The sequence below is a fragment of the Acinetobacter sp. YH12151 genome (genome assembly GCF_013418355.1).
GTDB lineage: Bacteria > Pseudomonadota > Gammaproteobacteria > Pseudomonadales > Moraxellaceae > Acinetobacter > Acinetobacter pseudolwoffii.
This window is the reverse complement of the sequence record NZ_VPCG01000005.1, coordinates 1-26,353: the sequence shown is the minus strand read 5'-3', so window position 1 is coordinate 26,353 and position 26,353 is coordinate 1. Positions and strand designations below refer to the sequence as shown.

26 protein-coding genes and 2 pseudogenes are annotated in these 26,353 nt (G+C 43.2%); 14 read left to right on the top strand and 14 right to left on the bottom strand.

The genetic code is table 11. The features are described from left to right. Positions 1–90: 90 nt before the first annotated feature. Positions 91–759: a methyltransferase gene (locus FTU82_RS02725; protein WP_180101000.1), complete on the top strand. Its 669-nt coding sequence runs from the start codon at positions 91–93 to the stop codon at positions 757–759. A 73-nt stretch (positions 760–832) separates the two neighbouring features. On the opposite strand, the gene FTU82_RS02720 is transcribed toward FTU82_RS02725, so the two are convergent. Continuing rightward, complete coding sequence (locus FTU82_RS02720) at positions 833–1,255, bottom strand: hypothetical protein (RefSeq protein WP_180085177.1); 423 nt, start codon at positions 1,253–1,255, stop codon at positions 833–835. 135 nt (positions 1,256–1,390) lie between these two features. Beyond that, a complete protein-coding gene (locus tag FTU82_RS02715) occupies positions 1,391–3,220 on the bottom strand; it encodes a phosphoenolpyruvate carboxykinase (GTP) (protein ID WP_100355272.1) in 1,830 nt (609 codons plus the stop codon). Between the two features lie 415 nt (positions 3,221–3,635). On the opposite strand from FTU82_RS02715, the gene FTU82_RS02710 reads away from it, so the two are divergent. The 4 genes from FTU82_RS02710 to groL all read left to right on the top strand — a co-directional run bounded on the left by FTU82_RS02710 (position 3,636) and on the right by groL (position 7,488). Then, entirely contained in the window at positions 3,636–4,574 is a 939-nt protein-coding gene (locus FTU82_RS02710; RefSeq protein ID WP_180077224.1) for a diacylglycerol kinase family protein, read from the top strand. Next, positions 4,555–5,331, top strand: a complete 777-nt coding sequence (locus FTU82_RS02705; RefSeq protein WP_005096310.1) for a metallophosphoesterase — start codon at positions 4,555–4,557, stop codon at positions 5,329–5,331. The genes FTU82_RS02710 and FTU82_RS02705 overlap by 20 nt, the downstream gene beginning before the upstream one ends. 168 nt (positions 5,332–5,499) lie before the next feature. Further along, on the top strand, positions 5,500–5,787 hold the full coding sequence (groES, locus tag FTU82_RS02700; protein ID WP_005096311.1) for a co-chaperone GroES: 288 nt from the start codon (positions 5,500–5,502) through the stop codon (positions 5,785–5,787). 66 nt (positions 5,788–5,853) lie between these two features. After that, a complete protein-coding gene (gene groL / locus FTU82_RS02695) occupies positions 5,854–7,488 on the top strand; it encodes a chaperonin GroEL (protein WP_005096312.1) in 1,635 nt (544 codons plus the stop codon). Between the two features lie 67 nt (positions 7,489–7,555). Here groL and FTU82_RS02690 read toward each other — a convergent pair whose 3' ends face one another. After that, positions 7,556–8,050 carry a copper resistance protein NlpE gene (locus tag FTU82_RS02690; RefSeq protein ID WP_005096313.1) on the bottom strand — a complete coding sequence of 165 codons (495 nt, stop codon included), beginning with the start codon at positions 8,048–8,050 and terminating at the stop codon, positions 7,556–7,558. Between the two features lie 228 nt (positions 8,051–8,278). Between FTU82_RS02690 and FTU82_RS02685 the strand changes: the two genes are divergently transcribed. Beyond that, positions 8,279–9,433, top strand: a complete 1,155-nt coding sequence (locus FTU82_RS02685) for a LuxR C-terminal-related transcriptional regulator (RefSeq protein WP_180085179.1) — start codon at positions 8,279–8,281, stop codon at positions 9,431–9,433. A 38-nt stretch (positions 9,434–9,471) separates the two neighbouring features. Here FTU82_RS02685 and FTU82_RS02680 read toward each other — a convergent pair whose 3' ends face one another. Continuing rightward, on the bottom strand, positions 9,472–10,635 hold the full coding sequence (locus FTU82_RS02680; RefSeq protein ID WP_180085181.1) for a lipocalin family protein: 1,164 nt from the start codon (positions 10,633–10,635) through the stop codon (positions 9,472–9,474). Positions 10,636–10,997: 362 nt separating this feature from the next. Here FTU82_RS02680 and FTU82_RS02675 point away from each other — a divergent pair, with 362 nt between their 5' ends. Further along, the gene (locus FTU82_RS02675) at positions 10,998–11,546 is read left to right on the top strand and encodes a 1-acyl-sn-glycerol-3-phosphate acyltransferase (RefSeq protein ID WP_171294118.1); all 549 of its coding nucleotides are present in this window, start codon (positions 10,998–11,000) and stop codon (positions 11,544–11,546) included. Positions 11,547–11,624: 78 nt separating this feature from the next. Here FTU82_RS02675 and FTU82_RS02670 read toward each other — a convergent pair whose 3' ends face one another. The 3 genes and pseudogenes from FTU82_RS02670 to FTU82_RS02660 all read right to left on the bottom strand — a co-directional run bounded on the left by FTU82_RS02670 (position 11,625) and on the right by FTU82_RS02660 (position 13,675). Next, positions 11,625–11,945, bottom strand: a complete 321-nt coding sequence (locus FTU82_RS02670) for a hypothetical protein (RefSeq protein ID WP_159516441.1) — start codon at positions 11,943–11,945, stop codon at positions 11,625–11,627. Between the two features lie 134 nt (positions 11,946–12,079). Continuing rightward, a pseudogene (locus FTU82_RS02665) lies at positions 12,080–12,841 on the bottom strand (3-oxoacyl-ACP reductase). 99 nt (positions 12,842–12,940) lie between these two features. Beyond that, complete coding sequence (locus FTU82_RS02660) at positions 12,941–13,675, bottom strand: sulfite exporter TauE/SafE family protein (protein WP_180001163.1); 735 nt, start codon at positions 13,673–13,675, stop codon at positions 12,941–12,943. Between the two features lie 245 nt (positions 13,676–13,920). Between FTU82_RS02660 and FTU82_RS02655 the strand changes: the two genes are divergently transcribed. Then, a complete protein-coding gene (locus FTU82_RS02655; protein WP_005171910.1) occupies positions 13,921–14,139 on the top strand; it encodes a hypothetical protein in 219 nt (72 codons plus the stop codon). 92 nt (positions 14,140–14,231) lie between these two features. Here the strand turns inward: FTU82_RS02655 and rsmD are convergent, their stop codons facing one another. Next, positions 14,232–14,789, bottom strand: coding sequence for a 16S rRNA (guanine(966)-N(2))-methyltransferase RsmD (gene rsmD / locus FTU82_RS02650; RefSeq protein WP_005096323.1), 558 nt, complete (start codon positions 14,787–14,789; stop codon positions 14,232–14,234). A 1-nt stretch (position 14,790) separates the two neighbouring features. Further along, entirely contained in the window at positions 14,791–16,842 is a 2,052-nt protein-coding gene (mrdA, locus tag FTU82_RS02645) for a penicillin-binding protein 2 (RefSeq protein ID WP_005171906.1), read from the bottom strand. Between the two features lie 238 nt (positions 16,843–17,080). On the opposite strand from mrdA, the gene FTU82_RS02640 reads away from it, so the two are divergent. The 4 genes from FTU82_RS02640 (at position 17,081) to FTU82_RS02625 (ending at position 20,018) form a co-directional block, all read left to right on the top strand. Beyond that, a complete protein-coding gene (locus FTU82_RS02640; RefSeq protein ID WP_180001164.1) occupies positions 17,081–17,599 on the top strand; it encodes a hypothetical protein in 519 nt (172 codons plus the stop codon). Between the two features lie 65 nt (positions 17,600–17,664). Beyond that, complete coding sequence (locus FTU82_RS02635; protein ID WP_180001165.1) at positions 17,665–18,981, top strand: hypothetical protein; 1,317 nt, start codon at positions 17,665–17,667, stop codon at positions 18,979–18,981. Positions 18,982–19,056: 75 nt separating this feature from the next. Further along, positions 19,057–19,716, top strand: coding sequence for an adenylate kinase (gene adk, locus FTU82_RS02630; protein WP_005096329.1), 660 nt, complete (start codon positions 19,057–19,059; stop codon positions 19,714–19,716). A gap of 86 nt (positions 19,717–19,802) precedes the next feature. Continuing rightward, a complete protein-coding gene (locus FTU82_RS02625; RefSeq protein ID WP_100534398.1) occupies positions 19,803–20,018 on the top strand; it encodes a hypothetical protein in 216 nt (71 codons plus the stop codon). A gap of 117 nt (positions 20,019–20,135) precedes the next feature. Here FTU82_RS02625 and nth read toward each other — a convergent pair whose 3' ends face one another. Both nth and FTU82_RS02615 read right to left on the bottom strand, forming a co-directional pair. Further along, complete coding sequence (gene nth, locus FTU82_RS02620) at positions 20,136–20,849, bottom strand: endonuclease III (protein WP_100328794.1); 714 nt, start codon at positions 20,847–20,849, stop codon at positions 20,136–20,138. A gap of 4 nt (positions 20,850–20,853) precedes the next feature. Further along, positions 20,854–21,645 carry an RnfABCDGE type electron transport complex subunit B gene (locus tag FTU82_RS02615; protein WP_100328793.1) on the bottom strand — a complete coding sequence of 264 codons (792 nt, stop codon included), beginning with the start codon at positions 21,643–21,645 and terminating at the stop codon, positions 20,854–20,856. Between the two features lie 347 nt (positions 21,646–21,992). On the opposite strand from FTU82_RS02615, the gene gdhA reads away from it, so the two are divergent. Then, entirely contained in the window at positions 21,993–23,336 is a 1,344-nt protein-coding gene (gdhA, locus tag FTU82_RS02610) for an NADP-specific glutamate dehydrogenase (protein WP_074383062.1), read from the top strand. 65 nt (positions 23,337–23,401) lie between these two features. Here gdhA and FTU82_RS02605 read toward each other — a convergent pair whose 3' ends face one another. From FTU82_RS02605 to rlmH, 3 genes are all read right to left on the bottom strand, one after another. Continuing rightward, positions 23,402–24,175: an META and DUF4377 domain-containing protein gene (locus FTU82_RS02605; protein WP_034609074.1), complete on the bottom strand. Its 774-nt coding sequence runs from the start codon at positions 24,173–24,175 to the stop codon at positions 23,402–23,404. A gap of 132 nt (positions 24,176–24,307) precedes the next feature. Then, the gene (locus FTU82_RS02600) at positions 24,308–25,084 is read right to left on the bottom strand and encodes a dioxygenase (protein ID WP_180085183.1); all 777 of its coding nucleotides are present in this window, start codon (positions 25,082–25,084) and stop codon (positions 24,308–24,310) included. 110 nt (positions 25,085–25,194) lie between these two features. Next, positions 25,195–25,677, bottom strand: coding sequence for a 23S rRNA (pseudouridine(1915)-N(3))-methyltransferase RlmH (gene rlmH / locus FTU82_RS02595; protein ID WP_180085185.1), 483 nt, complete (start codon positions 25,675–25,677; stop codon positions 25,195–25,197). A gap of 396 nt (positions 25,678–26,073) precedes the next feature. Here rlmH and FTU82_RS02590 point away from each other — a divergent pair. Beyond that, positions 26,074–26,353, top strand: a pseudogene (locus tag FTU82_RS02590) (IS4 family transposase); the annotation flags it as partial.

Sequence of the window (26,353 nt, the reverse complement as noted above, 5' to 3'; positions counted from 1 at the left end):
CACTATTTTTGGATGGAGTTTCCCCCTCTTTTTTAAAGAGGGGCTAGGGGAGATTCTTCAAAGACATTAATACTAATTAAAAGAAATCTAATGAGCTGCACCTTCCGACTCCCTCAAGCCCCAGAACATCTACTAAAAGCCTTGCATGATGTGATTCCACACTGTGAGCTACATGCACAGCAATTGCCGGATACACCCATTTCCCTGTGGCTGATTCCGCCAGTATTCCCAACAGATAAGCTGGATGATGAGGTGATTCGTCGCATTTGGAATGATACACCATACTGGATCTTTTGCTGGGCCTCAGGCTTGGCGATGGCGCAGTGGCTATTGGCAGAGCCGCATCATGTTAAAGACAAAGTAGTTTTGGATTTTGGGGCGGGATCGGGCGTAGTTGCCATTGCGGCGAAAATGGCAGGTGCAAAACGTGTGATCTGCTGTGATATCGATCAAGTTAGTCTGGATGCCTGTCGTGCCAATGCAGAGCTAAATGATGTCGAGCTTGAATATCTGGATGACCTATATAAGGCAGAGAAGGTGGATATTTTATTAGCCGCAGATGTGCTCTATGACCAGTGTAACCGTTTTTTCTTGGATGAATTTTTAAAATTTGCACCTGAAGTATGGGTGGCAGACAGTCGAGTCAAAAATTTTAGTCATCCAAAGTATATAAAGCTGGATGAACGTAGCGCGACGACCTGGCCAGACCTGGATGAATCACCAGAATTTCGTAATGTCAGTTTCTATAAAACACGTTAAAGTTGGACAATCAAAAAGGGCAGTTAGCCCTTTTTGATTGTCTTACTCTGATTAAGTAACTAAGTATCAGATGTTAAGAACAGGTATAACGAATAACGCGCATGGTTGTTGGGCGGGCTTCTAAGGCTTCGCGTGCACCCGGGTTCTGGCTATTATGTAAATCAGGCGTATTGCTTAAGCTGATTTGCGTGCGGCTATTACCCAGTTGGCGGCCATAATTTTCCTGTTCCGCAGTTGGATTGGAAATTTCATTGGTGCTTAAAATCTGGATATTGTAAGTTTTGGAATTTCCTAATACGTGTCTGCAGGCAGCTTGCAAGCGGTTTTCATCCTGGCTTGGTCGTCCTGAAAGCGTATAGCTCAAGGTTGCTGTATTGCCTGAACGTTCCAGAATTTCATAGCCACTTTTTCCGTTGAACTGATGTGGTGCAGTCTGACACGCACTCAACATGAAGCTGCTTGCAGCCAGAGCTAAAATGACTGTTGTTCTTTTCATATTTATAGTTCCTGAAGTCTTGCGCTAATTATGCCATAGTTTGCTTCAACTGCTGCTCTGGTCAATTGTGATCAATTGTTTATCCATTTAATAAAAAAGGCCGCTTACGCGACCTTTTTGGAATTAAATCAGCAATTAAGCAGATTTAACCGCAGCAATAAGTTCTGCTTGACGAGTTTTTAACGCTTCCGGTAAACGCTCACCCAGCTTGTCAAACAATTCAGTATGGCTTTCAAGCTCTTTGATCCATTGATCTTTATCTTGAGCAGTCACAAGGTCAAATTGTTCTTTAGTAAAGTCAGAACCAGTCCAGTTCAATTGTTCATAAGTTGGAACGCGGCCAATTGGTGTGTCAACAGCAGTTGCACGACCTTCACAGCGGTCAATGATCCACTCAAGAACGCGCATGTTTTGACCGAAACCAGGCCATACGAAGTTACCTTCAGCGTCACGACGGAACCAGTTCACGTTATAGATCCCAGGAAGTTTGTTGCCAGCAGCTTCAGCTTTCTCAGCAACTTGCTCGCCCATTTCTAACCAGTGCGTGAAGTAATCCGCCATGTTGTAGCCAGCGAAAGGAAGCATCGCGAACGGGTCACGACGAACAATACCTTGTTGACCAACAGCAGCAGCAGTGGTTTCAGAGCCCATGGTTGCAGCTTTGTAAACACCATCAACCCAGTCAAATGCTTCTGAAATTAGAGGCACTGTGTCCGCGCGGCGACCACCGAAGATGAACGCAGAAATTGGAACACCTGCTGGATTTTCCCAGTCAGCGTCAATCGAAGGGCATTGACCAGCAGCAACAGTGAAGCGAGCATTTGGATGCGCAGCTTTTTCTTCGCCAGTGTGAGGTTGACCTTTCCAGTTGGTCAGGTTAGCAGGTACTTCTTTAGAAAGACCTTCCCACCATACTTCGCCGTTGTCAGTTACAGCAACGTTGGTATAGATCACATCTTTAGTTAATGTTGCCATACAGTTCGGGTTGGTCTTGGTATTTGTACCCGGCGCTACACCGAAGAAACCAGCTTCAGGGTTAATTGCATATAAGCGACCATCTTCACCTGGTTTGATCCAAGCAATATCGTCACCTACAGTTTCAATTTTCCAGCCTTCGTAGCCCGCTGGTGGAATCAACATCGCGAAGTTTGTTTTACCGCATGCAGATGGGAATGCCGCTGCGATATAGTGTTTTTCGCCTTGTGGATTCGTCACGCCAAGGATCAGCATGTGTTCAGCTAACCAGCCTTGTTGACGACCCATAAATGATGCAATACGTAAAGCCAGGCATTTTTTACCAAGCAATGCGTTACCGCCGTAACCAGAACCGTAAGACCAGATCTCACGAGTTTCTGGATAATGCACGATGTATTTTTCAGGGTTGCAAGGCCATGCAACGTCTTTTTCGCCTTGTTCTAGCGGAGCGCCCACAGTATGTACACATGGAACGTATTCGCCATCAGTACCTAGAACGTCATAAACAGCTTTACCCATGCGAGCCATTTTAGACATGCTTACAGCAACGTAAGGAGAATCTGTTAATTCGATACCGATGTGTGCAATATGAGAACCTAAAGGCCCCATAGAGAAAGGCACAACGTACAAAGTACGACCTTTCATAGAACCATCAAACAAACCGTTGAGGCGAGCGCGCATTTCAGCAGGTGCTTCCCAGTTGTTGGTTGCGCCAGCGTCTTCTTTGTTTTCAGAGCAAATGTAAGTACGACCTTCAACACGAGCAACGTCAGAAGGATCAGAATTCGCAAGATAAGAACCAGGATGAGTTTCTTGATTCAGTGCTTGCATTGTGCCGTTAGCGATCATCAAGTCGATATAACGTTGATATTCTTCTGCGCTACCGTCACACCATTCAATTTTTGCTGGTTTTGTTAATTTAGCAATCTCTTCCACCCAAGCAATAAGCTTAGGGTGACGAACGAATTCTGGTGCGTTCACTTGGGTCATGGTGAGGCCTATCTCAAATGTGTACAAAAAGGATGTACAAAGTACAATCCGAGCAATAAAAATGTTGCCCGGATGATATATGAAAAAAAGTGGCTGTATTAAAGCATAAAATGATAAAAAAAATAAGACCAAAGAAGCACTAGATTTCTTTTGGCATATAATGCTATTTTATTTGTAAATATAATGAAAACAATAAGATAAAACTAAATATTTGAATTACCTTGGTTATTCATTTTAATTATGTGTGGTATTTATTTTAAAAATTATTAATAAAATCAATTTATTAATTTTATAGCACGTCTCATATTCGTTATTGATTAAATAAATGGTTGCCATTTGAATTTTACATAAAGCTACTGTTAATTGTCTATGAATTGGACAAAATGCCAATAGGCTTCATAAAGTTGTGCGAAAAATGTCTAATCAATCTAAACCCTTATCGCTTATTTATAATCATAATGCTGGTTTTCGCATACAAGGGCCAGAAGGGATCTATGAACAACTGACTGAAATATTTTCAGCGCAAGGTTATCAGACTAAAGCTTATGAAATCAATGATTCACAGCAATTTGATCACGTTATGGCGGAGGTGTTGACACGACATTTAGCGTCGGATGAAGCAGGCATCGTGGTGGCAGCAGGTGGGGATGGTACTTTAAATACAGTCGCCAAACATTTATTGAATACGCAAATTTCTGTCGGAATTTTACCCTTGGGTACTTTTAATTATGTAGCCAAATTATTAGATATTCCCCTGGATTTAATTGAAGCCGCTAAAGTGATTGCCACGGGACAATCTAAACGTATCAATGTAGCCCAAATTAATCAGGATATTTATCTGAATAATGCCAGTTTGGGTCTGTATCCCTTATTTATCAAAAAACGTGAAGATTATAACCGGCGGTTTGGTCGATTGCCGTTACATGCCTATACTTCCGCACTGGATGTGCTGATTCGCGACCGTAAGGAACTGAAACTGGAAATCTGGGTAGATCACAAGAAATATCCGGTAAAAACACCCCTGATCTTTTTTGGCAACAATCCCTTGCAACTGGCAGATATGAAAATGCAGATTGCCAAAGCAGCAGAGCAGGGTAAAGTCGCAGGAGTAGTGGTTTCTAAAAGTGATAAGCTAACTTTATTTAAGCTTGTGTATCAGTTGGTTCGTGGCAAGATTGATCAGGCTTCGGATGTTTACAGTTTTGCAGCCGATCAAGTCCGTATCGAATCTAGATCCAAGAAATTGATGGTGGCGATTGATGGCGAAATCGTAGAAATGGCGCCGCCCCTCAATATTTCTGTTTTAAAAAACAGCCTGAGTGTAAGGGTGCCGCATGATCCTGCATCTGTCTGATCTGCATTTTGGGACAGAAAAACCCGAGTGTTTAGAGGCAATTCGACAGTTCTGTCAGACTCATCCTCTGGAAGCGGTCGTCGTCAGTGGTGATCTGACCCAACGCGCACGTTTAAGCCAGTTTTTGGCCTGTAAACGGTTTTTAGATCAGCTTGAGACACCTTATCTGGTAATTCCGGGTAATCATGATATTCCGCTCTATCATTTATGGAATCGGCTGTTCAATCCATTTACCCGTTATCAGCTTTTTTTTGGTGAACTTGAACCCACACTTGAAACAGACAACTTTTATCTGGTGGGTGTGAACTCAATCCGGCGCCGCTATCACACCAAAGGGCATTTATCGCTTGAGCAGATTCAGCGTATTGATCGGAAATTAGGCCAAGCGCCTTCTTCCAAATTAAAAATTATTGTCAGCCATCAACCGTTCTATGTGCCTTTTCAAAATAAGCGCGGTTTTAAGGATAGTCCATTGATGGCCAAAATTGCTTTAGAAGCTTGGGCAGCACATGGCCTGTTTGCAGTCTTGCATGGACATCTGCATCAACCTGCGGTTTATGATTTGAACCTGATCTTTGAGTTAGGGGCAGATCATCCTGTTTATGATGTACATGCAGGTACTTCAGCCTCGCATCGGCTACATAAAAAAGAGCCAAATAGTTTTAATCTGATTGATGCATCAGGAAAAATTTCCCAGTATTTATTCGATGACGTGACCCAGTCCTTTCTGTTAAAGCCTGATATGTTGAATAAATAGACGAAAAATCAGTATTCGTTAAAAAAAAGCAATTTTTTTTCATTTTTGCCCTTGAAGCGTTTTATTCCATCTCCATAAAAGTGACATCAAAAATTTTTGATGATGACCCATGGAATAATTAAGTCGTCATCAGTGACCTAAAGAAGACTTAGTCTGATGGAGTTAAATATGAGCAACATTCGTCCATTACATGACCGCGTTGTTATTCGTCGTGTTGAAGAAGAAACTAAAACAGCTGGCGGTATTTTACTTCCTGGTTCTGCTGCAGAAAAACCAGCTCAAGGTGAAATCATTGCTGTAGGTAATGGTCAAATCACTGACAATGGTGTACGTGCACTAGATGTAAAAGTTGGCGATAAAGTATTGTTCGGTACGTATGCGGGTACAACTGTGAAAGTTGACGGCGAAGAACTTCTTATTATGAAAGAATCTGACATTTTAGCGGTATTTGCTTAATTTCCGTTTAAAGTCGTCTTATGTTCATCAGAATTTAAAAGATATTAAAAGTATTTGGAGTCAAAAATGTCAGCTAAAGACGTAAAATTTGGTGATTCAGCGCGCAGCAAAATGATTGCTGGTGTGAACATCCTTGCAGATGCAGTGAAAGTAACACTAGGTCCTAAAGGCCGTAACGTTGTGATCGACCGTTCTTTCGGTGCGCCGCACATCACCAAAGATGGTGTAACGGTTGCCAAAGAAATCACCCTAAAAGATAAATTCGAAAATATGGGTGCTCAGCTGGTTCGTGAAGTGTCTTCTAAAACCAATGACATCGCAGGTGATGGTACAACCACTGCAACTGTATTGGCTCAAGCAATTTTGAACGAAGGCATCAAGTCAGTGACAGCGGGTATGAACCCAATGGACCTGAAACGCGGTATTGATATTGCAGTTAAATCTTTGGTTGCTGAAATTAAAGCAACTGCTCAACCTGCGTCTGATTCTAAAGCGATTGAACAAGTCGGTTCGATCTCTGCAAACTCTGACACCACTGTAGGTAAACTGATTGCGCAAGCAATGGAAAAAGTGGGCAAAGAAGGCGTCATCACTGTAGAAGAAGGTTCAGGCTTTGAAGATTCTCTAGATGTGGTAGAGGGTATGCAGTTTGACCGCGGTTACATCTCGCCATACTTCGCAAACAAGCAAGACACGTTAACTGCGGAGCTTGAAAATCCGTTCATTCTTCTGGTTGACAAAAAAATCAGCAACATTCGTGAATTGATCACTGTACTTGAAGCTGTCGCGAAAACTGGTAAACCGCTTTTGATCATTGCTGAAGATGTTGAAGGCGAAGCGTTGGCAACTTTGGTTGTCAACAACATGCGCGGCATTATCAAAGTATGTGCAGTTAAAGCACCTGGTTTTGGTGATCGTCGTAAAGCGATGCTGCAAGATATTGCGATCTTGACTGGCGGTACGGTGATTTCTGAAGAAATTGGCATGCAGCTAGATCAAACTGCACTTGAACATTTAGGTACTGCACATAAAGTGACTGTATCTAAAGAAAACACAGTGATTGTGGATGGTGCGGGTAATGCAGGTCAAATTTCTGAACGTGTTCAGCAAATCCGTGCGCAAATTGAAGAATCTACGTCTGAATATGACAAAGAAAAACTTCAAGAACGTGTTGCTAAATTGGCAGGCGGTGTTGCAGTGATCAAAATCGGTGCTGCGACTGAAGTTGAAATGAAAGAGAAGAAAGACCGTGTAGACGATGCACTTCATGCAACGCGTGCTGCGGTTGAAGAAGGTGTGGTTGCAGGTGGTGGTGTTGCACTGGTACGTGCAGCGAAAGTATTGGATAACGTAACTGGCGCGAATGATGACCAAAATGTAGGTATCAACATTCTACGTCGTGCGATTGAAGCGCCGCTTCGTCAAATCGTATCGAATGCGGGTGATGAGCCTTCAGTGGTGATCAATGCTGTGAAAAATGGCGAAGGCAACTTCGGTTATAACGCGGCAACAGGTGTTTATGGCGATATGCTCGAAATGGGTATTCTTGACCCAGCAAAAGTAACGCGTTCTGCACTTGAGCATGCTGCTTCTGTTGCTGCATTAATGTTGACAACTGAATGTATGATTACGGATATTCCAGAAGACAAGCCTGCAATGCCTGATATGGGCGGCATGGGTGGTATGGGCGGCATGATGTAATTCATGTTGATCATCCGATCTTAAAAAAATCCCCGCAATAGCGGGGATTTTTTTATTCTTTACAAAATTATGATGAAGACTTTTTAACTAATTTATAATTTAAATTACTCTCAATTTTTTTACCTGATTCAACATCACGTGCTTCGATAAAATTTTCGCCAACAAAGAATTTACGGTTTTCAGCTTTGTTATCTAATGTGATGAGTGACGGATCCTGAGGATCAAAACTAAAACTGCCTTTGAGTTCAAATTCATTATTATTAGCTTTCCCTAAATATTCTTCACTCAGTTCATAAGTCTTATCTGAATTAAGCTGTAACTCGACTTTAATGCCTTCACAGTCGGCACAAGGAAATACACCTTCATATTCACCTGCCCAATCTAATGAGGTCTCTGCGCTATCAGCCCGAGTCAGATTGGTACCGGGGTTATTTTGCTCCGTCATCGCTGGGCTGGATGGTGCATTATGATTCATTGGCTCATTGTCATTCTGTTTTGAACATGCTGTCAACGTTGATGAAATAGCGACTGCCATCGCAGCGGTGAATATAAATTTCTTCATTGTTTTGATCCTATGGATTTATTTGTTAGCTAATTACATTAAAAGTAGTCAGTACAGATAAATAGGGCAATCTTGTTAAAGTTTGATTCATTAGGTGAATCAGGCCAGAGTTATTGATAAGTGAGCAGGACTTAAGAATTTTTAGTCAAGTTTAAAGTCACTTTATGCTGTTTCGTTAACTAATTCTGAACGCTATGATTAGAAAATAATGATAATGCGGAGGGGATAATGAAATTAGAACAAGAAAATAATCTGATTGCAAAAATTTATGATGCTGCTGTATTGCCATCTCTGTGGCTGGACGTGATCAAAGATATCGTGAGCTATACTAAAAGTAAGAGTGCAATTTTTACCGGTCTGGATCAGCTTAATCCAGGCTATGATTTTGTTCACACGTATAATATCCCGAATGAAAGTTTGGCTGCCTATCAGGATGAGCGTATCAGAGTGATTGATATGAAGCTCCATATGCCCTTATGGAATGATATTGAGATGGGGGATGCGCTAAATCAGAATTGTCAGCATTATGCAGAGCGGCCCGGTACGGATCATTATGTATTTTATGAAAAATGTTTAAAGCCAACAGGTGTCTGCTATCTGGCAGGCGTGTTGCTCGATCGAGGTCATTATCGCTGGGCCGTACTCGGTATCCATCGTGCGCCTGAGGTGCAGCCTTTTGAACAGGCAGAGCTGGATTTTCTAAGACGCATCAGTATTCATTTACGCCGGGCTTTGCAAATTCACCGGCAAATCAACTTGATTCAACAAGATAATTTAAGCTTGTATACCGTATTGGATAGTTTAAAAACCGGGATTGTACTGCTCGATCAAAACCTGTGTTTAAGTTATTCCAATCCTGTTGCGCAAAAGATGCTTGATCAGAGTTCATGTCTGGATCTCGATATACATAACCGTCTAAAAACCAATTATGCTCAGCAGGTACGTTTTGATCAGCTTCTGGAAAGTGCTTTGCTGGAAGATACGACCATTCAGACTGAAGTAGGTGGAGTCTTGGCGTTGAGTGATGGGGCAGGCTCACAATTCATGCTGACGGTGGTGCCATTTAAAAAATTAAGAAATATGCAACATTTACAGTCTGCTCAGCATCAGATTGCCTTATTTATGACAGATAAAAACCAGCATTATTCCCTGTCAAGAGCTTACCTACAACAGTGTTACCAGCTTTCCAAAAGAGAGTTTGATTTATGCGAGTTGTTAATTAATGGTTATAAAATAGAAGATATTGCAGAACAGTGTGGCATTACGTTGAGTTCGGTACGGACGTATTTTAAAAATATTTATGAAAAAACCCAATGTTGTTCGCAAATCGAACTGATGCATTTATTGATGGGTTGTACCATTCAATTTGAACATATTGATTAAACCGGCCTGAATTTCATATTCAAGCCGGTTTATATGGGTTATTTAACGCGTTGCAAGCTTACAGGACCTTCACCTTGCGGGTGGAGGACAAGGGTATTGCCAGAGATATTAATAGATGCAATCGTTTTGCTGCCATCCCAACTGTCTTGTAATCCGCCACACTCATTGGTGTCGAATAAGACTTCAGTGGTGGTGAGAGTATTTGCTGACAATGTATATTTGCCATATTCAATCCCTGGCCAACCACAATCATCTCCGCCTTCAGTGTCTAGGAAGAAATAATAGTTATTATCAAAGAAAGCAAATAGGTGCGTTTCATTGAGTCGCCACGTGCCGACGAGACTATTAGACTGCTTAACTCGATTTAAACGGTATTCAGTATTAACGCCCGGTTCAGTAAGAATTAATTGAGTTCCATTAAAGTTTAAAGAATAAGGTTTATTCTCGGCAGGATGTGAAAGTCCCCATTCACCATTGGTGTCAAGCAGGATTTCCGGTTCAATCACGGTTGTTGTTGCATTCCATTTTAAGCGGCCCATTTCAATACCTGCTTGACCACTCTCATCTTTGGCTTCTGCTTCACCTAGTGCATAGCGTCCATCTTCCAGAATGTGAATCAATACAGCAGTGTTATCGGTACGGTTAATCTCCCACGTACCGGCAATATCTTTGTAGAAGGTCGCTTGAAAGTGTGCTTTAGCATCCTCTTCATTCACTAACTTTTCTTCAGGAATTACTGTTTTGACAATAGCTTCATTTTTAAAGTCATTATAAGGTTGGTCAAAATTAATACTCTGATTTTTTAAGGCATCTGTAGTGGCCGTACTAATTTGAAGTTTGTCATCGTTATCATCTCCATCTAAGGATTGTAAAAATACCAGTAAGTTAAGGCGAGCATTTTCAGTCTCAGCTAAATCCAAAGGGGTAACACGTTCTTTGGCTTCAATTTCATCACCGAGTTGAACATCACCAATATAAAATTTAACCGTTTCTCCTTCATTGAAGTTGAATTCACCATTGTCATTGGTAAAACCTGTAGCACCACTACTTGTGACATAGCGTACTCCAGAAATCACAGCATCCGTCAGCACCCCTGTCTGGGTTCCAATATTACTTGCAGGAGGTGTACTTGAGTTATCATCCGAACCGCCGCAGGCACTAAGTAACCCCGCTAAAGCAAGGCAAAGTAAAGTTTTTTTCATTAGAATCTTCCTGAAATTTATAATGTGGATTCAGTATAAAAAGACCCTCATATTTGCCATATCCCAAAATTAGGAGGTTAAGAGCTTTTTAATGTATGAATCCTTTATATTGGAAAGAAATTCCTATTTATATGGGGAAGCAATCTGAACTATCCGTAAATTGATGTATGAGATAAGTTGAAGGTGGAAAAAATAATCAACTATTCATTTAAAAATTCTAATTATACAAATATAGATTAATTGTTTATTTATTGATCATAGAGCACTATCTATATTTGCCGAGGTTGCTAAAATTCGCGCAGATTTGAATAGAACTGGTGCATAAGGTGTTTGAGAAGTTAGCAGAACAAAGTCTGAATATGATGGGTTGGGAAATTGATAATCACTGGCCACTAGATTTAGAGCAATGTGTCATGATTGCTGCTCCTCATACCAGTAACTGGGATGCACTCTATGCGCGTCTGGCTTTGAAAGCGTTAGGTGTGAATGTTCGCTTAACCATTAAAGACAGTTATATGAAATTTCCATTGGGGCCTTTTGTACGGGCGATGGGCGGAATCGGGATTGACCGTCGACCTAAGCAGCCGGGTGAACCGCGTCCGAGCATGGTACAGGTGATGACGGATTTATTTAAGACCCATCCCAAACTGGTCATGCTGGTCACACCAGAAGCAACGCGTGCCAAACAGGAACAGTGGAAAACCGGTTTTTATCATGTTGCCATCAATGCGGGTGTACCGATTGCTTTGGCTTATATGGACTATGCCAAGAAAAAAACTGGTGTAGGTAAAATTGTTTATCCGACAGGGGATTATGAAAAAGATATGGCGGAAATTATGGCATTTTATGCAGATATTCAGCCAAAATTCCCTGAATGTTTCAGTGTCGATCAGCGTTATTATCAGAATTAAAATTGCATTGTAAAAAAAGCAGGGTATTTTCCCTGCTTTTTTATTGCCTAAGAATTAAGAATATCAGACAAATACTACTTAGTTTTCAGAAGCGGGTAAAATTCCACCGAGGCTTTGACAGGCACTTTTATACAGCTCATATTGCTGTTGCACAACTTCCGATAAGGGAATATCAAATAACTTTTCACCTTGGTGATAATGCTCGATATACGCTTCGGCCTTGGATTTTGTGCTATAGAGCGAATGCTGATAATAATCGGTCATGCTGGTATGCGACATCTGTGACATCTCGATCTGGGAGCACTGGAAATTTTGCAGCAGCTGTTCCGATTTTTTCAGATCGCTAGACATACAACTTGCCAGCAATAAGGTACTGAGCAATGTCGTGATAAATTTCATAGAAAATAGACAAAAGGTTTTATGGGAACACCGTATTGTAGAAGTAAAACCCGGTCACAAAACCTTTTTAATCTACCAGATGGTCAAAAAATAGAACAATAGAATCTAAAAATCCCGGTCTATTCTCTGGTCAGTTAACCTTTAACCAAGCCACCATCCACAATCAGGTTTTGTCCGGTTACTGCACGTGAATAAGGCGATAAAAACATCAGGATTGCAGCAGCAAACTCTTCTGGTGTAATCACGCGGCGTAAAGGAGTTGATTGAGCAATCAGGTCAAAGACAATGTCAGGTGTGGCCTTACTGGCATCTGTGGTTTGTAACAGGCCACCAGAGAGCATATTCACATTGATGCCATATTGTCCCAAGTCCTGCGCCGTGGTGCGGGTAAAGGCCAATAATGCAGCTTTGGCGGTGGTATAGTCATGATAAGGAACCACCGGATTTTGCACCAGGTTTGTACCAATATTCACGATCCGGCCAAAACCCGCGTGCTTCATATCATCTAGTGCGGCTTGTGTGGTATTGAGGGCGGCCTGTACTGCACCACTGAATTGACGTGACATGGTCTCCCAAGTCAAATCTTCAACCTTAGGACGATCATCCCCATTAAATTCAAACTGAATCAGCGCATTATTGACGACCGCATGAATCGCTTCCCCGAAATGGTTTTTTGCCGCAGCAAATAAAGTCCGTACCTGATCAGCCTGAGTGACATCGGCCTGATAAATAAAGACCTGCTCGAAATACTGCTGCGCGAGCTATTCGGCGGTTTGCTGACTGCTATGATAATTGACGACGACGCGAGCACCTTCTGCCAATAGGGCTTGAGTAATCGCCAAGCCCAAGCCACGTGCTCCGCCGGTAACGAGAACAATCTGATCACGAATCTGCATAATGATGATCTATATTACGAAATATTGGCCCTAACATAGCAGTTATGTCAGCGGATTCAAGCCTGAGGCAAAGTAAACCAACTCTGCATGAGATTGGGCTTAAATGAATTGGGACGCTATAAGAAAACAGCCGGCGCTGAACAGCAAACTTAGGATAATACGTTTAAACAGCAGTTCAGAAATTTTATAGAAGAGTTTTGCCCCTAAAATGGCCGGAATACTGACAAAAACTATTAACACTGCCATATAGGGTAAATGACTTTGATCGATCATACCTTGCCATAGATAGGTACCGAGTGCGAAGACCTGAACTGCAAAATTAAAATGCCTCAAGATATAGCGTTGCTGGGCTTTCGGGAGTTGTTTCAACATCACCCATGCTGAAGGGACGGCTCCACAAAAACCACCAAGTCCGCCTAATATTCCACCCATCAATCCGATACTACTGTCGGCTATCTTTCCCGAGCGCTGAATGGTTTTGATTTGTGGATTGAGCAGCATCAGCGGAGACCAGAGCACCAGAAAAATGCCCAAAACCAGTTTAAATGTATCAGCTTGGATGATGTGCAACAGATAAGTACCCAGCGGCACGCCAATCAGACCAGCAATCAGATAAGGCAGCACCAACTGCCTGGATAAAACTAGCTGCTTTTTTTCCTGACTGAGTGAAATCACATGACTCCAGATCGAGGCAAATACCAGCAAGGGCGCGGCCAGTTGCGGAGGCAGCACCCAGACCCAGAAAGACATGGCGATCAGGGCAAAGGCAAAACCGGTCAGCCCCTGTACGAAACCAGCGACTATTGCACCAAGAATAAATAACAGCCAGGTCATAAAGGTAAGGTCAGAAGGAAAGGCAGCAGTATTCTAAAGATCAGGGAAAAAGCCAAGCTTTTAGTTAGCTGTATTTATGCAAATTAAAGTTCAAATGTGCGTAAAATATTAAAACGAAAATAAGGAATGAGTTTTTTATTCCTGCATAAAAAATGCATAAATCACTACAACAGAGCAACAATGAGTTCGTTTAGTCTCCATGAACTCGCCTGATACTGATAGGGTGCAGTAAAGAGATTAGGGACATGATTAAAAAAGCGATTTTACTTTCTGTATTGGCAGTGTCATTAACTGGTTGTGTGGTTGATCCATGGGATGATGGTTCTCGTGATCACCGGGATCGCAACGGACATTATGATCGAGACCACAAGGATCGTGACTGGAAAAATCGGGAGCATAGAGATCATCGGGATTGGAAGCGTGACAGAGGTGACAACCGTGATTGGCGCCGTGATCGTGACTAAAATGATTCTCGCATCTTTCAGTTTGACTATTATTGACAAAAAAGGATTCCGCGGTGGAATCCTTTTTTAATGGGTCTTAATTGTAACTTTATTTAAGAAACACTTTTTTGATAAAGCCCTGCACGCACTGTGCCGGCTTTGGTATTTTTAATGAGTCGCCATGACGCTGGTAATTTAAGCAACTGTAGATCACGGTCTGCTTCCACATAAATATAAGCATTATTTTTCACCAGATGATCCGCCTGTAATGCCAGCTCTTCCCATAAGTTCAGGCTATACGGTGGATCGAGAAAAACCAGATCAAATTGTGTTTGCAGGCTGGTTAAAGCTTGCTGCGCCGTTGCTATTTTCAATTGGGCGCGTGCTTTGGTGACTTGTAATAGTTCAAGATTCTGGGTCAGGAATTGTGCCTGAGTACGATCCGGTTCAATCATGACGACTGAGGCCGCACCACGCGATAAGGCTTCAAAAGCCAAGGCACCAGATCCTGCACAAATGTCCAAAACCTGTGCATTTTGTACGTCCCACATAAGCCAGTTAAACAGGGTTTCGCGTACTCGATCAGGCGTCGGGCGTAAACCCTCAATGCTGGCAAAAGGTAGTTGACGACGTTTCCAGTCACCCCCAATAATTCGAAGTTGGTTTTTCATTTTAGTCTCGTTCTACCGGTGTGGGAGCAGGAGGCGCTACAGCTGGAGCAGCTGCATTTGCAGATGGATTGGTGGCAGGATCTGGTGGCTGAATATTGGCTGGAGCTACAGTTGCTGCATCTTGACTCAACATGCCTGCACCACTTGGCAATTCAGCAGGCTTGATTCCGGCTGTCATCAGACCACCACTGAGCTGATGACCTTGCGGGCGTACCGGCTTCTTATCTTTATGCAGCAACCAGTAATCAAAAATCGGACGAGCCAGCACAGTGGCTGCACTACCGCCACGACCATTTTCCAGAATGACCGCAATCGCAATTTCAGGATTTTCAGCAGGTGCAAAACCGACAAACAGGCCATGATCCAGCTGACGGTCGGTCAATAAGGATTCATTATAACGCTTGCCTTGAGCAATACTCTTCACCTGAGCTGTACCAGTTTTACCTGCAATGGAATATTGTAAGCCACTTTTGATGCCTCGGCCTGTACCAGATTGAATCACGTCGACCATGGCATCACGCATCTTGATCCAGTCTTCTTCCTGACCATTAAAATCGATTTTGCCGTGGGTACCATTATGTACCTTGAACGTTTTGGCACCGCGACTTTCACGTAACACATGCGGAATGACTTTATTGCCATGGTTGGCGGTAATGGCCGTTGCCATGGCCAGTTGTAACGGCGTTGAAGTGAAAGCCCCCTGACCGATACTCACCGAAATAGTTTCACCTCGTAACCATTTGGCGTTACGGGTACGCATCTTCCATTCCGGGTTCGGGTACAGTCCTGAGCTTTCACTTGGTAAATCCACGCCGGTTTTTTCACCAAAACCAAACTGACGCATCCAGGTGTTCATTTTCTCAATGCCCATGCGGTAGGACATGACATAGAAATAAGTATCACAAGAAACGACCTGAGCTTTGTGCATGTTGACTGCGCCATGCCCGGATTTTTTATGGTCACGGAAGCGGTGACTATCGCCCGGCAGACTGAAATAGCCCGGATCAGAAATAGTGGTATCCCAGTCCACCAGACCATAATGCAGGCCGCCCAATGCAAACATCGGTTTAATGGTTGAACCAGGAGGATAAACCCCTTGCACGGCGCGGTTGTATAAAGGTTGATCCAGATTATCACGCAGATCACTATAATCTTTATGACTGATACCGGTCACAAACAGATTTGGATTGAAACTTGGGCTGGAAACCAGCGCCAGAATTTCCCCAGTTTTCGGATTCATCGCCACAATCGCACCACGGCGTCCAGCCAGTTGCTCTGAAGCCACCACCTGCAAACCATAATCCAGTGACAAGAACAGATCATTACCGCGCACCGGATCCTTACGGCCCAAATGCCGTAGCACATTACCAAAAGCATCCGCTTCTACCGATTCATTTCCTGGCACCCCATGCAGAAGTTCTTCATAGGATTTTTCTACCCCAATTTTCCCGATCAGGTTGGTCCCGGCATAAAGATCCTTGTCAATGGCTTTGAGTTCTTTGTCATTAATCCGGCCCACATAACCAATCACATGGGCAAACAGGTCGCCATGCGGATAATAGCGGGTCATCTGGGTTTCAATATTCACGCCCGGAAACTGATATTTGACCTCGCTAAAACGGGCAATATCATTTTCATTCAGGTTGAGCTTGATCGAAACCCGTTCGGTTCTACGTGCTGTTTTGATCCGGCTTTGGAAGCGTTCAATATCTTCTTCAGTCAGCTCCAGAATAGGCTTCAGACGTTCCAAAGTCTGGTCAATATCCTGCACATCGGCGCGGCTTAAAGTTGCGGTAAAAACCGGGTAGTTATCGGCCAGCAATACGCCGTTACGGTCATAAATATAACCGCGCGCTGGAGGCAGAGGTTGCAGACGAATCCGGTTTTGGTCAGAAGCGGTACTGAAGGTCTCGAAATTAAAGAGTTGTAAATAGGCATAGCGGCTAACCAGCAGCAGCATAAAAAAGATGACTATTCCAACAGAAATCCATACTCGACTACGATAGATGCGCTTTTCTTGTTGTGCATTTTTTAAAGGAAAGTGCTGCTTCATACGCGATCGACTTGAGACCTGAGGAAAGGAGGAAAGAATCAAAGTGGAATATTCTAACGCAACTGGACTTGATTTGATAATGAAAAACTGCCATTACGATCAGTTCCTTTAAGCTTTGACTTTGCAGACATGAAAATTGTAAAGTGCTGTATATAAGAGTTGTGATAATTCTGATACAGTAAAATCGAATAAAAATAGGACTATACCAAAAACTATAATTAAGGAAGATGGTGAAGGAATGAACAAGGTTTACCCTTTGTTGGCGTTTGCATTGTGGGCGAACGGGGCCTATGCACATGATCAAATCAATAATACTGCAGATAAAGTAGAAGCTACTCAGGCAAAAGCCTTTAATGTTGGGGCTGGTTTTACCCGGAAGCTGGTACATTTAAATACTGAATGGGTTAATCCTTATGGGATTGCTTATGTGAAAGGTGGGGTTTTTCTGGATGATGATCGAACGATAGGGGGACAAGTAGGCTTTCGTTATCCTGCACATCTGACCGGCAAGGATAAAAATGGGTATTATGTCGGAGGCTATGCGGGTCATATTGAAAGCAAACGCGTCGACAATGAATACAAGGCCCGCTTAGGTGCTGGAATTGATTTGGCCTATGTTTTGTTGAGTTCAGAGCGAATCAGCAGTTTTAGTGTCGGCATTGGTGCCGGAGAGAAATTTGAAGATCAAAATGGTCGTGTGGTGGCCGAAACTGAACCGCGACTACAATTTTCCTATACTTTAAGTATCGGTTTATAGACAAAATATTTGACCTTATAAATATGTGTATTCTGTGAACAAAAAATTAAATATGGAACTTATGCATGCTTGAGTACGTCAACGAATTGTGGCAAACCTTTGTGAATCGCCCGGATTTTTGGGCCGTGCTCAGCATTATTCCGGTGACCGCATTTGTAACGTGGGCTCACGTCTGGATGGCACTGAAAATGGTGTTTTATCCGATCAATTTTTGGGGTGTCCATCTCGGTCCTGTACCTGTCGGCTGGCAGGGGATCGTGCCACGCAAAGCTGGCCGTATTTCAGGCATTATTACCGATAACACTTTGTCTAAACTAGGTTCCATCCGCGAGTTTTTAGAGGCGATGGATCCAGATGATATGGCACGGATCATTGGTGAACAGGTCGGTTTCGAACTTGAACATCTGATTGATGAAGTGATGATGGATCGTAATGCAGTCCTTTGGGAAAACCTGCCTTTTGCCATCAAACGCAGAATTTATGCACAGGCACAAAAACAAATGCCGGCAATTTTGCGTGAATTGGTGACCGAGCTGACCATGAACGTCGAGTCACTTGTCGATATGCGTGAAATGGTGGTCAGCCAGATGGAAGGTGACCGTCGGTTAATGGTGCGTATGTTCCTGAAAGTGGGCCAAAAAGAAATCAATTTTATTTGGCATATCAGTGCACTCATCGGCATGTTCTTTGGTATTTTCCAGATGATTGTCTGGTTCGTGGTGCCGTGGCACTGGACTGTCCCGTTCTGGGCTGCCATCTGGGGCTTTTTGACCAACTGGATTGCAATCTGGATGGTATTCAACCCGCTCTATCCGCACCCGGTAAAGTACCCGCAATTCTTTAGCCGTACCACAAGTCGCCAGTTTCCATGGATTAAACCTGTCATTCCGCGTATTGGCACCTATAACATACAAGGCGCATTTATGAAACGTCAGGATGAAGTCTCTGATGTTTTCGCAAGTGTAGTCACAGAAGATCTGATTACGTTAAAATCGATCATGACCGAGATGATGTATGGCGGGAAAAAAGACAAAACCCGCCGCATTGTCAAACGTCATATTAATGAAATTATGGAAACACCCCTGGTTCGGACCTCTTTACAGCTGTCTTTAGGGCCAAAAGAGTATGCAAAACTCAAGACGGACTTGATCGATCGCTCGATTGAAATTACGATGGTGCCTGTATGCGACCCAGCATTTAATGCGAGCCGTGCACAGAAAATCTATCAAATGTTTAGAGACCGCATACGCGAGTTGACTCCGAAGGAGTTTCAGAATCTTTTACGTCCTGCATTTCAGGAAGATGAATGGATTCTGATTTTATTGGGTGGGGTAACCGGTTTTGTCGCGGGTTTAATCCATTTGTTTGTGGCTTTCTTATAATGAGATGCCGGGGGACACAATCGGGCGATTGTGGTCGTGGCGTCATACATATTGTTTAAATGAGGATGTTTATATATGCGCATTATCTTACTCGGACCACCTGGAGCAGGTAAAGGTACACAAGCTCAGTTGATCTGTAAGCGCTACAATATCCCACAAATTTCAACCGGTGATATGCTCCGTGCTGCAATTCGTGAAGGAACTGAATTAGGTCTACAAGCTAAAAGTGTCATGGACAATGGCGGTTTGGTTTCTGATGAGTTGATCATTGGTCTGGTCAAAGAGCGTATTGCGCAACCTGATTGTGTAAATGGCTGTATTTTTGATGGTTTCCCGCGTACCATTCCTCAAGCAGAAGCTTTAGAAAACGAAGGTATCAACATCGATCACGTGATTGAAATCGATGTTCCAGATGAAGAGATCGTACAACGTCTTTCTGGCCGTCGTCAGCACCCGGCATCTGGCCGTGTGTATCACATCGTTTACAACCCGCCAAAAGTGGAAGGTAAAGATGACGAAACGGGTGAAGATCTGGTTCAGCGTCCAGATGATCTGGAAGCGACAATTCGTAAACGTTTAGGTTCTTACCATACTGAAACTGAGCAACTGGTGGGCTTCTACCAAGGCCGTGCAGCATCAGGTGAAAATGCACCGACTTACAACAAGTTAAACGGTCTGCGTCCAATCGATCAGGTTCAGACTGAGCTTTTCGCGATTCTGGATCAAGCAAAATAATCGGCTAACGATGATTTTGACAATCGAAGAGCCCTAAGTCATATTAGGGCTCTTTTTTATTGCGTATTTGAACAGGTGCTGTGGCTATGAAATTTGGCGTGTTGGTGTTAATGATTATATTTCTGGCAGTGTTGGTGGGTCTGTTCTATATGAGTTTTAAAATACTGAATAAAGTACGTCAGGAAGAACGTGCAGAAAATGCAGCCAAGCATCCACAACGCCAATTGCACCCGAAATTGCAGGCGGAGCTTGAACAGCGCAAAAAAGAACAGGAACAGGCTGAACACGATCAGAATAAATAATTCGGCATGCTTTAGTGGAAGCTGAGTCCAGTTTTAAATAAAAGCGGTATGTTGAAAATTGTAGAAAAGGTGAGGTATTGATCACCTTTTTTTCGGTCTTAGTTTAGTTCTGCAATTCTATTCAGAAATAGCGATATTCTTCACTGCAATTGCGCGCGCTGCACCAAATTCAAAACGATCAGGCCAGTTACACACATCGGCGACCACACATTCATGACATTTCGGTTTACGGGCAATACAGCAATAACGGCCATGTAAAATCAGCCAATGATGAGAATCAATGATAAATTCTTTCGGAATCACTTTGACCAGTCGATGCTCAACTTCAAGCACATTTTTACCTGTAGCCAATCCGGTACGGTTACCAACCCGGAAAATATGTGTATCCACCGCCATGGTCGGTTGACCAAAGGCAGTATTCAGCACCACATTGGCCGTTTTGCGTCCCACACCCGGCAAGGCTTCCAGATCCGCACGATTATCCGGTACCACGCTGTTGTGCTTCTGAATCAGCATCTCACAGGCTTTAATTACGTTAACTGCTTTTGAGTTATATAAACCAATAGTCTTGATATATTCCTTTAAACCATCCACACCAAGCGCATAAATCGTTTCCGGTGTATTGGCGACTGGAAACAGTTTGTCCGTGGCCTTATTCACGCTGACATCGGTGGCTTGGGCAGACAGAGTCACGGCGACCAGTAATTCAAAGGGATTGGCATAATTCAGCTCGGTTTTCGGATTGGGGCGCTGTTCACGCAGGCGTTCAAAAAAGGTCTGAATCTGTTTTTTGGTCATGTTTTTTACAGGTTTTGTGCTCGCAGTGGTCATGTACTTATCCCTGTAAGGTCTGTAATTTTTCAGCTAATTCTGTCAGTTGCAGGCGTTTGCTGGCATCTTCACGAACCGAAAGCTGTTTTTCCAGCTTTTTAATTTGGGTGCGTAGTTTTGCCAGTTCAATCGTGGTTTTAGAATCTAGCGTAATCGGAGTATTCGCCGGCTTATTCACAACTTCAATCACAGGAAGCTGCTCATTTAAAGCAGAGAACTGGGCAAACAGGGCAGTATTGATTTCTGCACGGACGACTGGGCCCTTGCGGTCAGTACGGCGTTTTTCTTCACGCTGGATATGCGCATAATAGCGCTGACGTAAATCGTCCTGCTCAGCAATACGCTGTGCTTCAGTCGGCAAAGGCTGTGGGTCTTCGACCAGATCGATACAGTCAACCGGACACGGTGGAATGCACAGTTCGCAGCCAGTACACAGATCGGTCAGAATTGTATGCATCAGTTTGCCGGCGCCAATAATCGCATCGACCGGGCAGGCGCTAATACATTTGGTACAGCCTATACATTCATCTTCACGAATTACGGCTTTGATGCGCTGCGGGCGACCGTCGGCTTGAATGGGCCAGACACTTTCTTCTGCCACAAGTTCAGGACGATTTAATAATGCAGCCAAAGCATCGGCAACAGGCTGTCCGCCTGGCACACATTTATTGGCATTTTCACCCTCAGCAATCGACTGGGCATAAGGTAAACATCCGTCACGATGACCACAGAGTCCACATTGGGTTTGAGGGAGTAAAGCATCAATCGATTGGACCAGAGAAATTGGCGAATTCATGAATAACCAGAGCTGCTCATGCTGAGCTTTGCAGTAAGTGAAACAAAATATGTCGAGTTATGCATTTTAACATATTTTTAAACTCCTAAGTCGTGCGCAATTAAGGGTCAAGTTATGCCTTATTACTAGGCATAAATCTGAATCTAAGCCTTGATTCAATTGGCATTTCCTGACATAGAAAAAATATTCATAATCAATATAAATATTTGTTATCAAATTAATTTTAAAGTATTTTCAAAAAAAGTATTGTAGATTAGTTACAAAAGATATTTAATATTTTGCGCCAAAATTTAACATTGATTGTAAATTTGACCAATTTTGATCCATTTTCTGCTGAGGATTAAGCGTTGAAATACAACACACTTAATGAGTTCCTAGATTACGTAAAATCACGTGATGCACACCAACCAGAATTTCTTCAAGCTGTCGAAGAAGTGATGACCAGTTTGTGGCCATTCATTCAAAAGAATCCACAATACGCAGCACATGGTTTGCTAGAACGTCTAGTTGAGCCAGAACGTGCGATCCAGTTCCGAGTTTCTTGGGTAGATGACCAAGGTCAAACTCAGGTAAACCGTGCGTTCCGCGTACAATACAACTCAGCGATCGGTCCATTTAAAGGTGGTATGCGTTTCCACCCTTCAGTGAATCTTTCAATCCTAAAATTCTTAGGCTTTGAGCAAACATTTAAAAATGCTTTAACCACACTTCCTATGGGTGGTGGTAAAGGCGGTTCTGATTTTGACCCTAAAGGCAAATCAGAAGGCGAAATCATGCGTTTCTGCCAAGCTTTAATGATCGAGCTATATCGTCACCTGGGTGCGAACACAGATATCCCTGCAGGTGATATTGGTGTGGGCGGTCGTGAAGTGGGCTATATGGCCGGCATGATGAAAAAATTAAGTAACGACACTGCATGTGTATTCACCGGTAAAGGTTTAACCTTCGGTGGTTCATTGGCGCGTCCGGAAGCAACGGGTTACGGTACTGTGTATTTCGCTGAGGAAATGCTCAAGTCTCGTGGCGAAAGCTTCAAAGACAAAGTTGTCGCAATTTCAGGTTCTGGTAACGTTGCGCAATATGCTGCTGACAAAGCGTTGTATCTGGGCGCGAAAGTGGTTTCACTTTCTGACTCTGCGGGTACGGTTCACGTCAAAGACGGTTTCACTGAAGCATTGCTTGCTGAAGTGATGGAACTTAAAAACGTAAAACGGGGTCGTATTTCAGAATTTGCCTCTAAACATGGTTTTGAATATCTGGAAGGACAACGTCCTTGGGGTATTCCATGTGATATCGCACTGCCATGCGCGACTCAAAACGAACTGGATGCGGAGGATGCTGAAAAGCTTCTCGCAAATGGCGTGATCTGTGTCGCTGAAGGTGCAAACATGCCTTCAACCTTGGCTGCTGTAGAGAAATTCATTGAAGCGAAAACGCTTTATGCGCCAGGTAAAGCATCAAATGCAGGTGGTGTTGCCACTTCTGGTCTGGAAATGTCGCAAAATGCATTGCGTTTAGGCTGGACCTTTGAGGAAGTTGATGAGCGTTTACATGCGATCATGAAAGAAATTCACCGTAACTGCGTAAAATTCGGTACCAAAGAAGACGGTACTGTGAACTATGTAGACGGTGCCAACATTGCAGGCTTCGTAAAAGTGGCTGATGCAATGCTTGCTCAAGGCGTATTCTAAGTCTGATTGAGTGTCGCTTTAAAAAAACCGAGGCCATAGCCTCGGTTTTTTTATGGATAGATATTTTATAATGAACCTTTCACGGCTTCGCGCTCGACTGCCATGTCATAAATATAAGCATATTTAGATTGATCTGCCGCAGGGTTCTTAATTTCAAAACGTTTTAGCCGAATAATCTGGCGTTCATTCGGTGAATGCTGAAAACCTTCAATCTGGTCATAGAATAATGTCCAGTCCTTATCGACCTGGGTCTTCAGACCGTTTTGATCATATTTAACCTGTTTAACTTGCAAGCAGCTTTGCTGAGCCACACCGGTACATGATTTGGTATCTGGGGAAATTTCCAGAAAAATTGTTTCAGCTTGCCCCTGATATCTGGTTTCCGGAGTCATTTTCCCGGTAAATTCATATTTTTGACCATCGGCAGCGGAAAGCGTTAGGGTCGGCTGGTCAAGGTTCGTGGTATTGAGCGCAAAAGGAATTGCACGTTTTTGTAAAAGCTGGCTGACAAAGCGTTCCTGTTGCATCAGTGCGGTATCGCAGGCCATTTCGGTTCCTATGACTTCGCTGGTGCTGATAATATTATCTTTCACTGACCAGTTTGTACTGAGTCCATTACAGCCCGTCACGGCACTCAGGCGGCCTTGAGCATCGAAACTGAGCACGATTGGCCGTTCCAGCCCGCGATCTAGTTGCCAGTGGTAGGCAGAAAGAAGCTGATTTGCACTTTTTTGTTGTAGGGTAGCCACTGTACGATCTCCAGCCTGCTGAATATCACCAGACTGACAGGCTGCAAAAGTTAAAGGTAATAATGCCAGTACAATAAATTTTAATTTCATGGATTTATAATAAAGAACAAAGAATTGAAATGATAACGGATGCATTTCTAAAAGATATGGATACATATCGCAGATTTTGGTTGCAAAATGTATCCAAATTTAAAAGTTAAAATTTTAAGTTTTCAATCAAGATTAATCGAAGCGGTAAACATCCATGCCCAGAGAACCCATGCTAAAACTGCTATGTACCAGACTAAAACGGCTTCCGGTCCCCATCGCAAAGAAGATCGGGGCAAAATGCTCCAGTGTTGGATGATTACGCGCCATGTGTGGAATATTGGACCAGTCCAGTATCGCATCATAATCGCTATGGGCCAGTTTATGGACGACAAAATTGCGGAAATCTGATGCCCATACCGGTACATCAGCCGCCGTTCCATCCCAAGACAGTTCACGTAGGTTATGCGTGATACTGCCTGAACCAATCAGCAGGATTTGCTGCTCACGTAGCGGTGCCAGACTTTGACCAATTTTATAGATTTCATCGGCACTCATCGACATGGGCAAGGAAATTTCAACCACTGGAATATCCGCATCCGGATACATATGCAGCAGCGGCATCCACACGCCATGATCACGTGGACGAGTACTATTGGCATGTGCGGCAAAACCGGCATTGGCCAGCAAACCCAAGATCTGCTCGGCCAGTTCAGGATTTCCCGGTGCAGGATAGCGTAATTGATACAGCTCTGGCGGGAAACCACGGAAATCATGCCAGGTTTCTGGGCGAATTGCGCTACTGACTTCCAGCGCATCACTTTCCCAATGCGCTGACATGATAATAATCGCTTCCGGGCGTGGCAGATTTTCGCTCAAACGATGCAAGGCAGGACCCACTTGCTCAGGATTCAGCGCCAGCATAGGAGAGCCATGAGAAATAAATAAGCCGGGCAACGTTTGTAAGTTCATAATTCAAACCACATCTGGAAGATGCCTCAATAATGCATGAAAAATAGAAATAAGAGCAGGAGAGATTATTCAACAACACGTTGCATATAAAGAACGCTTCAGCAAAATCATTAGCCTGCCCGATGATAAGGATGGTTGTTATTGATGCTCATAGCACGATAAAGCTGCTCGATCAGCATGACACGTACCAGTGGATGCGGCAGGGTTAACTTGGAAAGTGACCAGTGCCATGCCGCGGCTTTACGTACGGCTTCTGAGTGACCATCCGGCCCGCCAATCGCAAGTACTACATCATTGCCTTCCAGCATCCAGCCTTTCATGGTTTCAGCCAGTTTTTCAGTACTGAATTCGCGTCCGCCCACTTCAAGCGCAATCAGGGTTTCATTCTGCTTGAGCGCATTTAAAATGCTGTCGCCCTCAATATTGCGGTATTTCAGAACATCCGCTTCAGAATCATTTTTACCACGCTTGGCCATTGGCAGTTCAATAATCTGGGTCTGCACAAAAGGCTGAATACGTTTGAAATAATCTTCAAAACCAGTCAGCACCCATGCTGGCATTTTTTGACCAATGGTCAGGATACGGATTTTCATACAGACAGATCAATAATTGGATACTTCATTATAACGATCAAACAACACGAAGTTGAGTCAGGAAACAAATTGAAATTGAAATGAAGGATTTAGTGCTGCTTTAATGTCCTGAGTTCAAGTCTCCGCTTGATAAAGGAATGGATAATAATAAATGCGGACTAAGGTCATCATAAAAGGATGTTGTACTTTGCTGCTGTTGGTCACCGGTCTAATCGGCTCAAGTTTCAGTGCTGCCAATACCAACACACGCGCTCAAATTTCTCATCTGGAATTGTTTTTCAGCCAGATCATGAGTGTCGATGAATTTCGAAATTACAAGAATGTTCTCTGTACACGACAAAAATAGATAACTCATTGAAATAATGTCACAATAATTGTTTTCTAACGACGAATACTATGACACATCTCAATGAGTTATATCTTATCTTAAACAAATCTCTAAAATGGAACAAGTCACATTTAAAGTGCTTTGCGCTCATCATGCTTGTGATTATTTTAAAGCAAACATGTAATCTTTCTTCTGCATCTAAAGCCTTGCCCATCAAGTGTTTACCACAATCATTTTATCGACGTATGCAGCGCTTCTTTGCAGGTCAGTATTTTGATTATCGTCAAATTTCTCAGTTGATTTTCAATATGTTTTCATTCGACCAAGTGCAACTGACTTTAGATAGAA

What these genes read in the sequence shown, in the direction of transcription:
- FTU82_RS02725 (WP_180101000.1), top strand. Translation starts at nt 91, where the DNA reads ATGAGCTGCACCTTCCGACTCCCTCAAGCCCCAGAACATCTACTAAAA.
- FTU82_RS02720 (WP_180085177.1), bottom strand. Translation starts at nt 1,255, where the DNA reads ATGAAAAGAACAACAGTCATTTTAGCTCTGGCTGCAAGCAGCTTCATG.
- FTU82_RS02715 (WP_100355272.1), bottom strand. Translation starts at nt 3,220, where the DNA reads ATGACCCAAGTGAACGCACCAGAATTCGTTCGTCACCCTAAGCTTATT.
- FTU82_RS02710 (WP_180077224.1), top strand. Translation starts at nt 3,636, where the DNA reads ATGTCTAATCAATCTAAACCCTTATCGCTTATTTATAATCATAATGCT.
- FTU82_RS02705 (WP_005096310.1), top strand. Translation starts at nt 4,555, where the DNA reads ATGATCCTGCATCTGTCTGATCTGCATTTTGGGACAGAAAAACCCGAG.
- groES (WP_005096311.1), top strand. Translation starts at nt 5,500, where the DNA reads ATGAGCAACATTCGTCCATTACATGACCGCGTTGTTATTCGTCGTGTT.
- groL (WP_005096312.1), top strand. Translation starts at nt 5,854, where the DNA reads ATGTCAGCTAAAGACGTAAAATTTGGTGATTCAGCGCGCAGCAAAATG.
- FTU82_RS02690 (WP_005096313.1), bottom strand. Translation starts at nt 8,050, where the DNA reads ATGAAGAAATTTATATTCACCGCTGCGATGGCAGTCGCTATTTCATCA.
- FTU82_RS02685 (WP_180085179.1), top strand. Translation starts at nt 8,279, where the DNA reads ATGAAATTAGAACAAGAAAATAATCTGATTGCAAAAATTTATGATGCT.
- FTU82_RS02680 (WP_180085181.1), bottom strand. Translation starts at nt 10,635, where the DNA reads ATGAAAAAAACTTTACTTTGCCTTGCTTTAGCGGGGTTACTTAGTGCC.
- FTU82_RS02675 (WP_171294118.1), top strand. Translation starts at nt 10,998, where the DNA reads ATGGGTTGGGAAATTGATAATCACTGGCCACTAGATTTAGAGCAATGT.
- FTU82_RS02670 (WP_159516441.1), bottom strand. Translation starts at nt 11,945, where the DNA reads ATGAAATTTATCACGACATTGCTCAGTACCTTATTGCTGGCAAGTTGT.
- FTU82_RS02660 (WP_180001163.1), bottom strand. Translation starts at nt 13,675, where the DNA reads ATGACCTGGCTGTTATTTATTCTTGGTGCAATAGTCGCTGGTTTCGTA.
- FTU82_RS02655 (WP_005171910.1), top strand. Translation starts at nt 13,921, where the DNA reads ATGATTAAAAAAGCGATTTTACTTTCTGTATTGGCAGTGTCATTAACT.
- rsmD (WP_005096323.1), bottom strand. Translation starts at nt 14,789, where the DNA reads ATGAAAAACCAACTTCGAATTATTGGGGGTGACTGGAAACGTCGTCAA.
- mrdA (WP_005171906.1), bottom strand. Translation starts at nt 16,842, where the DNA reads ATGAAGCAGCACTTTCCTTTAAAAAATGCACAACAAGAAAAGCGCATC.
- FTU82_RS02640 (WP_180001164.1), top strand. Translation starts at nt 17,081, where the DNA reads ATGAACAAGGTTTACCCTTTGTTGGCGTTTGCATTGTGGGCGAACGGG.
- FTU82_RS02635 (WP_180001165.1), top strand. Translation starts at nt 17,665, where the DNA reads ATGCTTGAGTACGTCAACGAATTGTGGCAAACCTTTGTGAATCGCCCG.
- adk (WP_005096329.1), top strand. Translation starts at nt 19,057, where the DNA reads ATGCGCATTATCTTACTCGGACCACCTGGAGCAGGTAAAGGTACACAA.
- FTU82_RS02625 (WP_100534398.1), top strand. Translation starts at nt 19,803, where the DNA reads ATGAAATTTGGCGTGTTGGTGTTAATGATTATATTTCTGGCAGTGTTG.
- nth (WP_100328794.1), bottom strand. Translation starts at nt 20,849, where the DNA reads ATGACCACTGCGAGCACAAAACCTGTAAAAAACATGACCAAAAAACAG.
- FTU82_RS02615 (WP_100328793.1), bottom strand. Translation starts at nt 21,645, where the DNA reads ATGAATTCGCCAATTTCTCTGGTCCAATCGATTGATGCTTTACTCCCT.
- FTU82_RS02605 (WP_034609074.1), bottom strand. Translation starts at nt 24,175, where the DNA reads ATGAAATTAAAATTTATTGTACTGGCATTATTACCTTTAACTTTTGCA.
- FTU82_RS02600 (WP_180085183.1), bottom strand. Translation starts at nt 25,084, where the DNA reads ATGAACTTACAAACGTTGCCCGGCTTATTTATTTCTCATGGCTCTCCT.
- rlmH (WP_180085185.1), bottom strand. Translation starts at nt 25,677, where the DNA reads ATGAAAATCCGTATCCTGACCATTGGTCAAAAAATGCCAGCATGGGTG.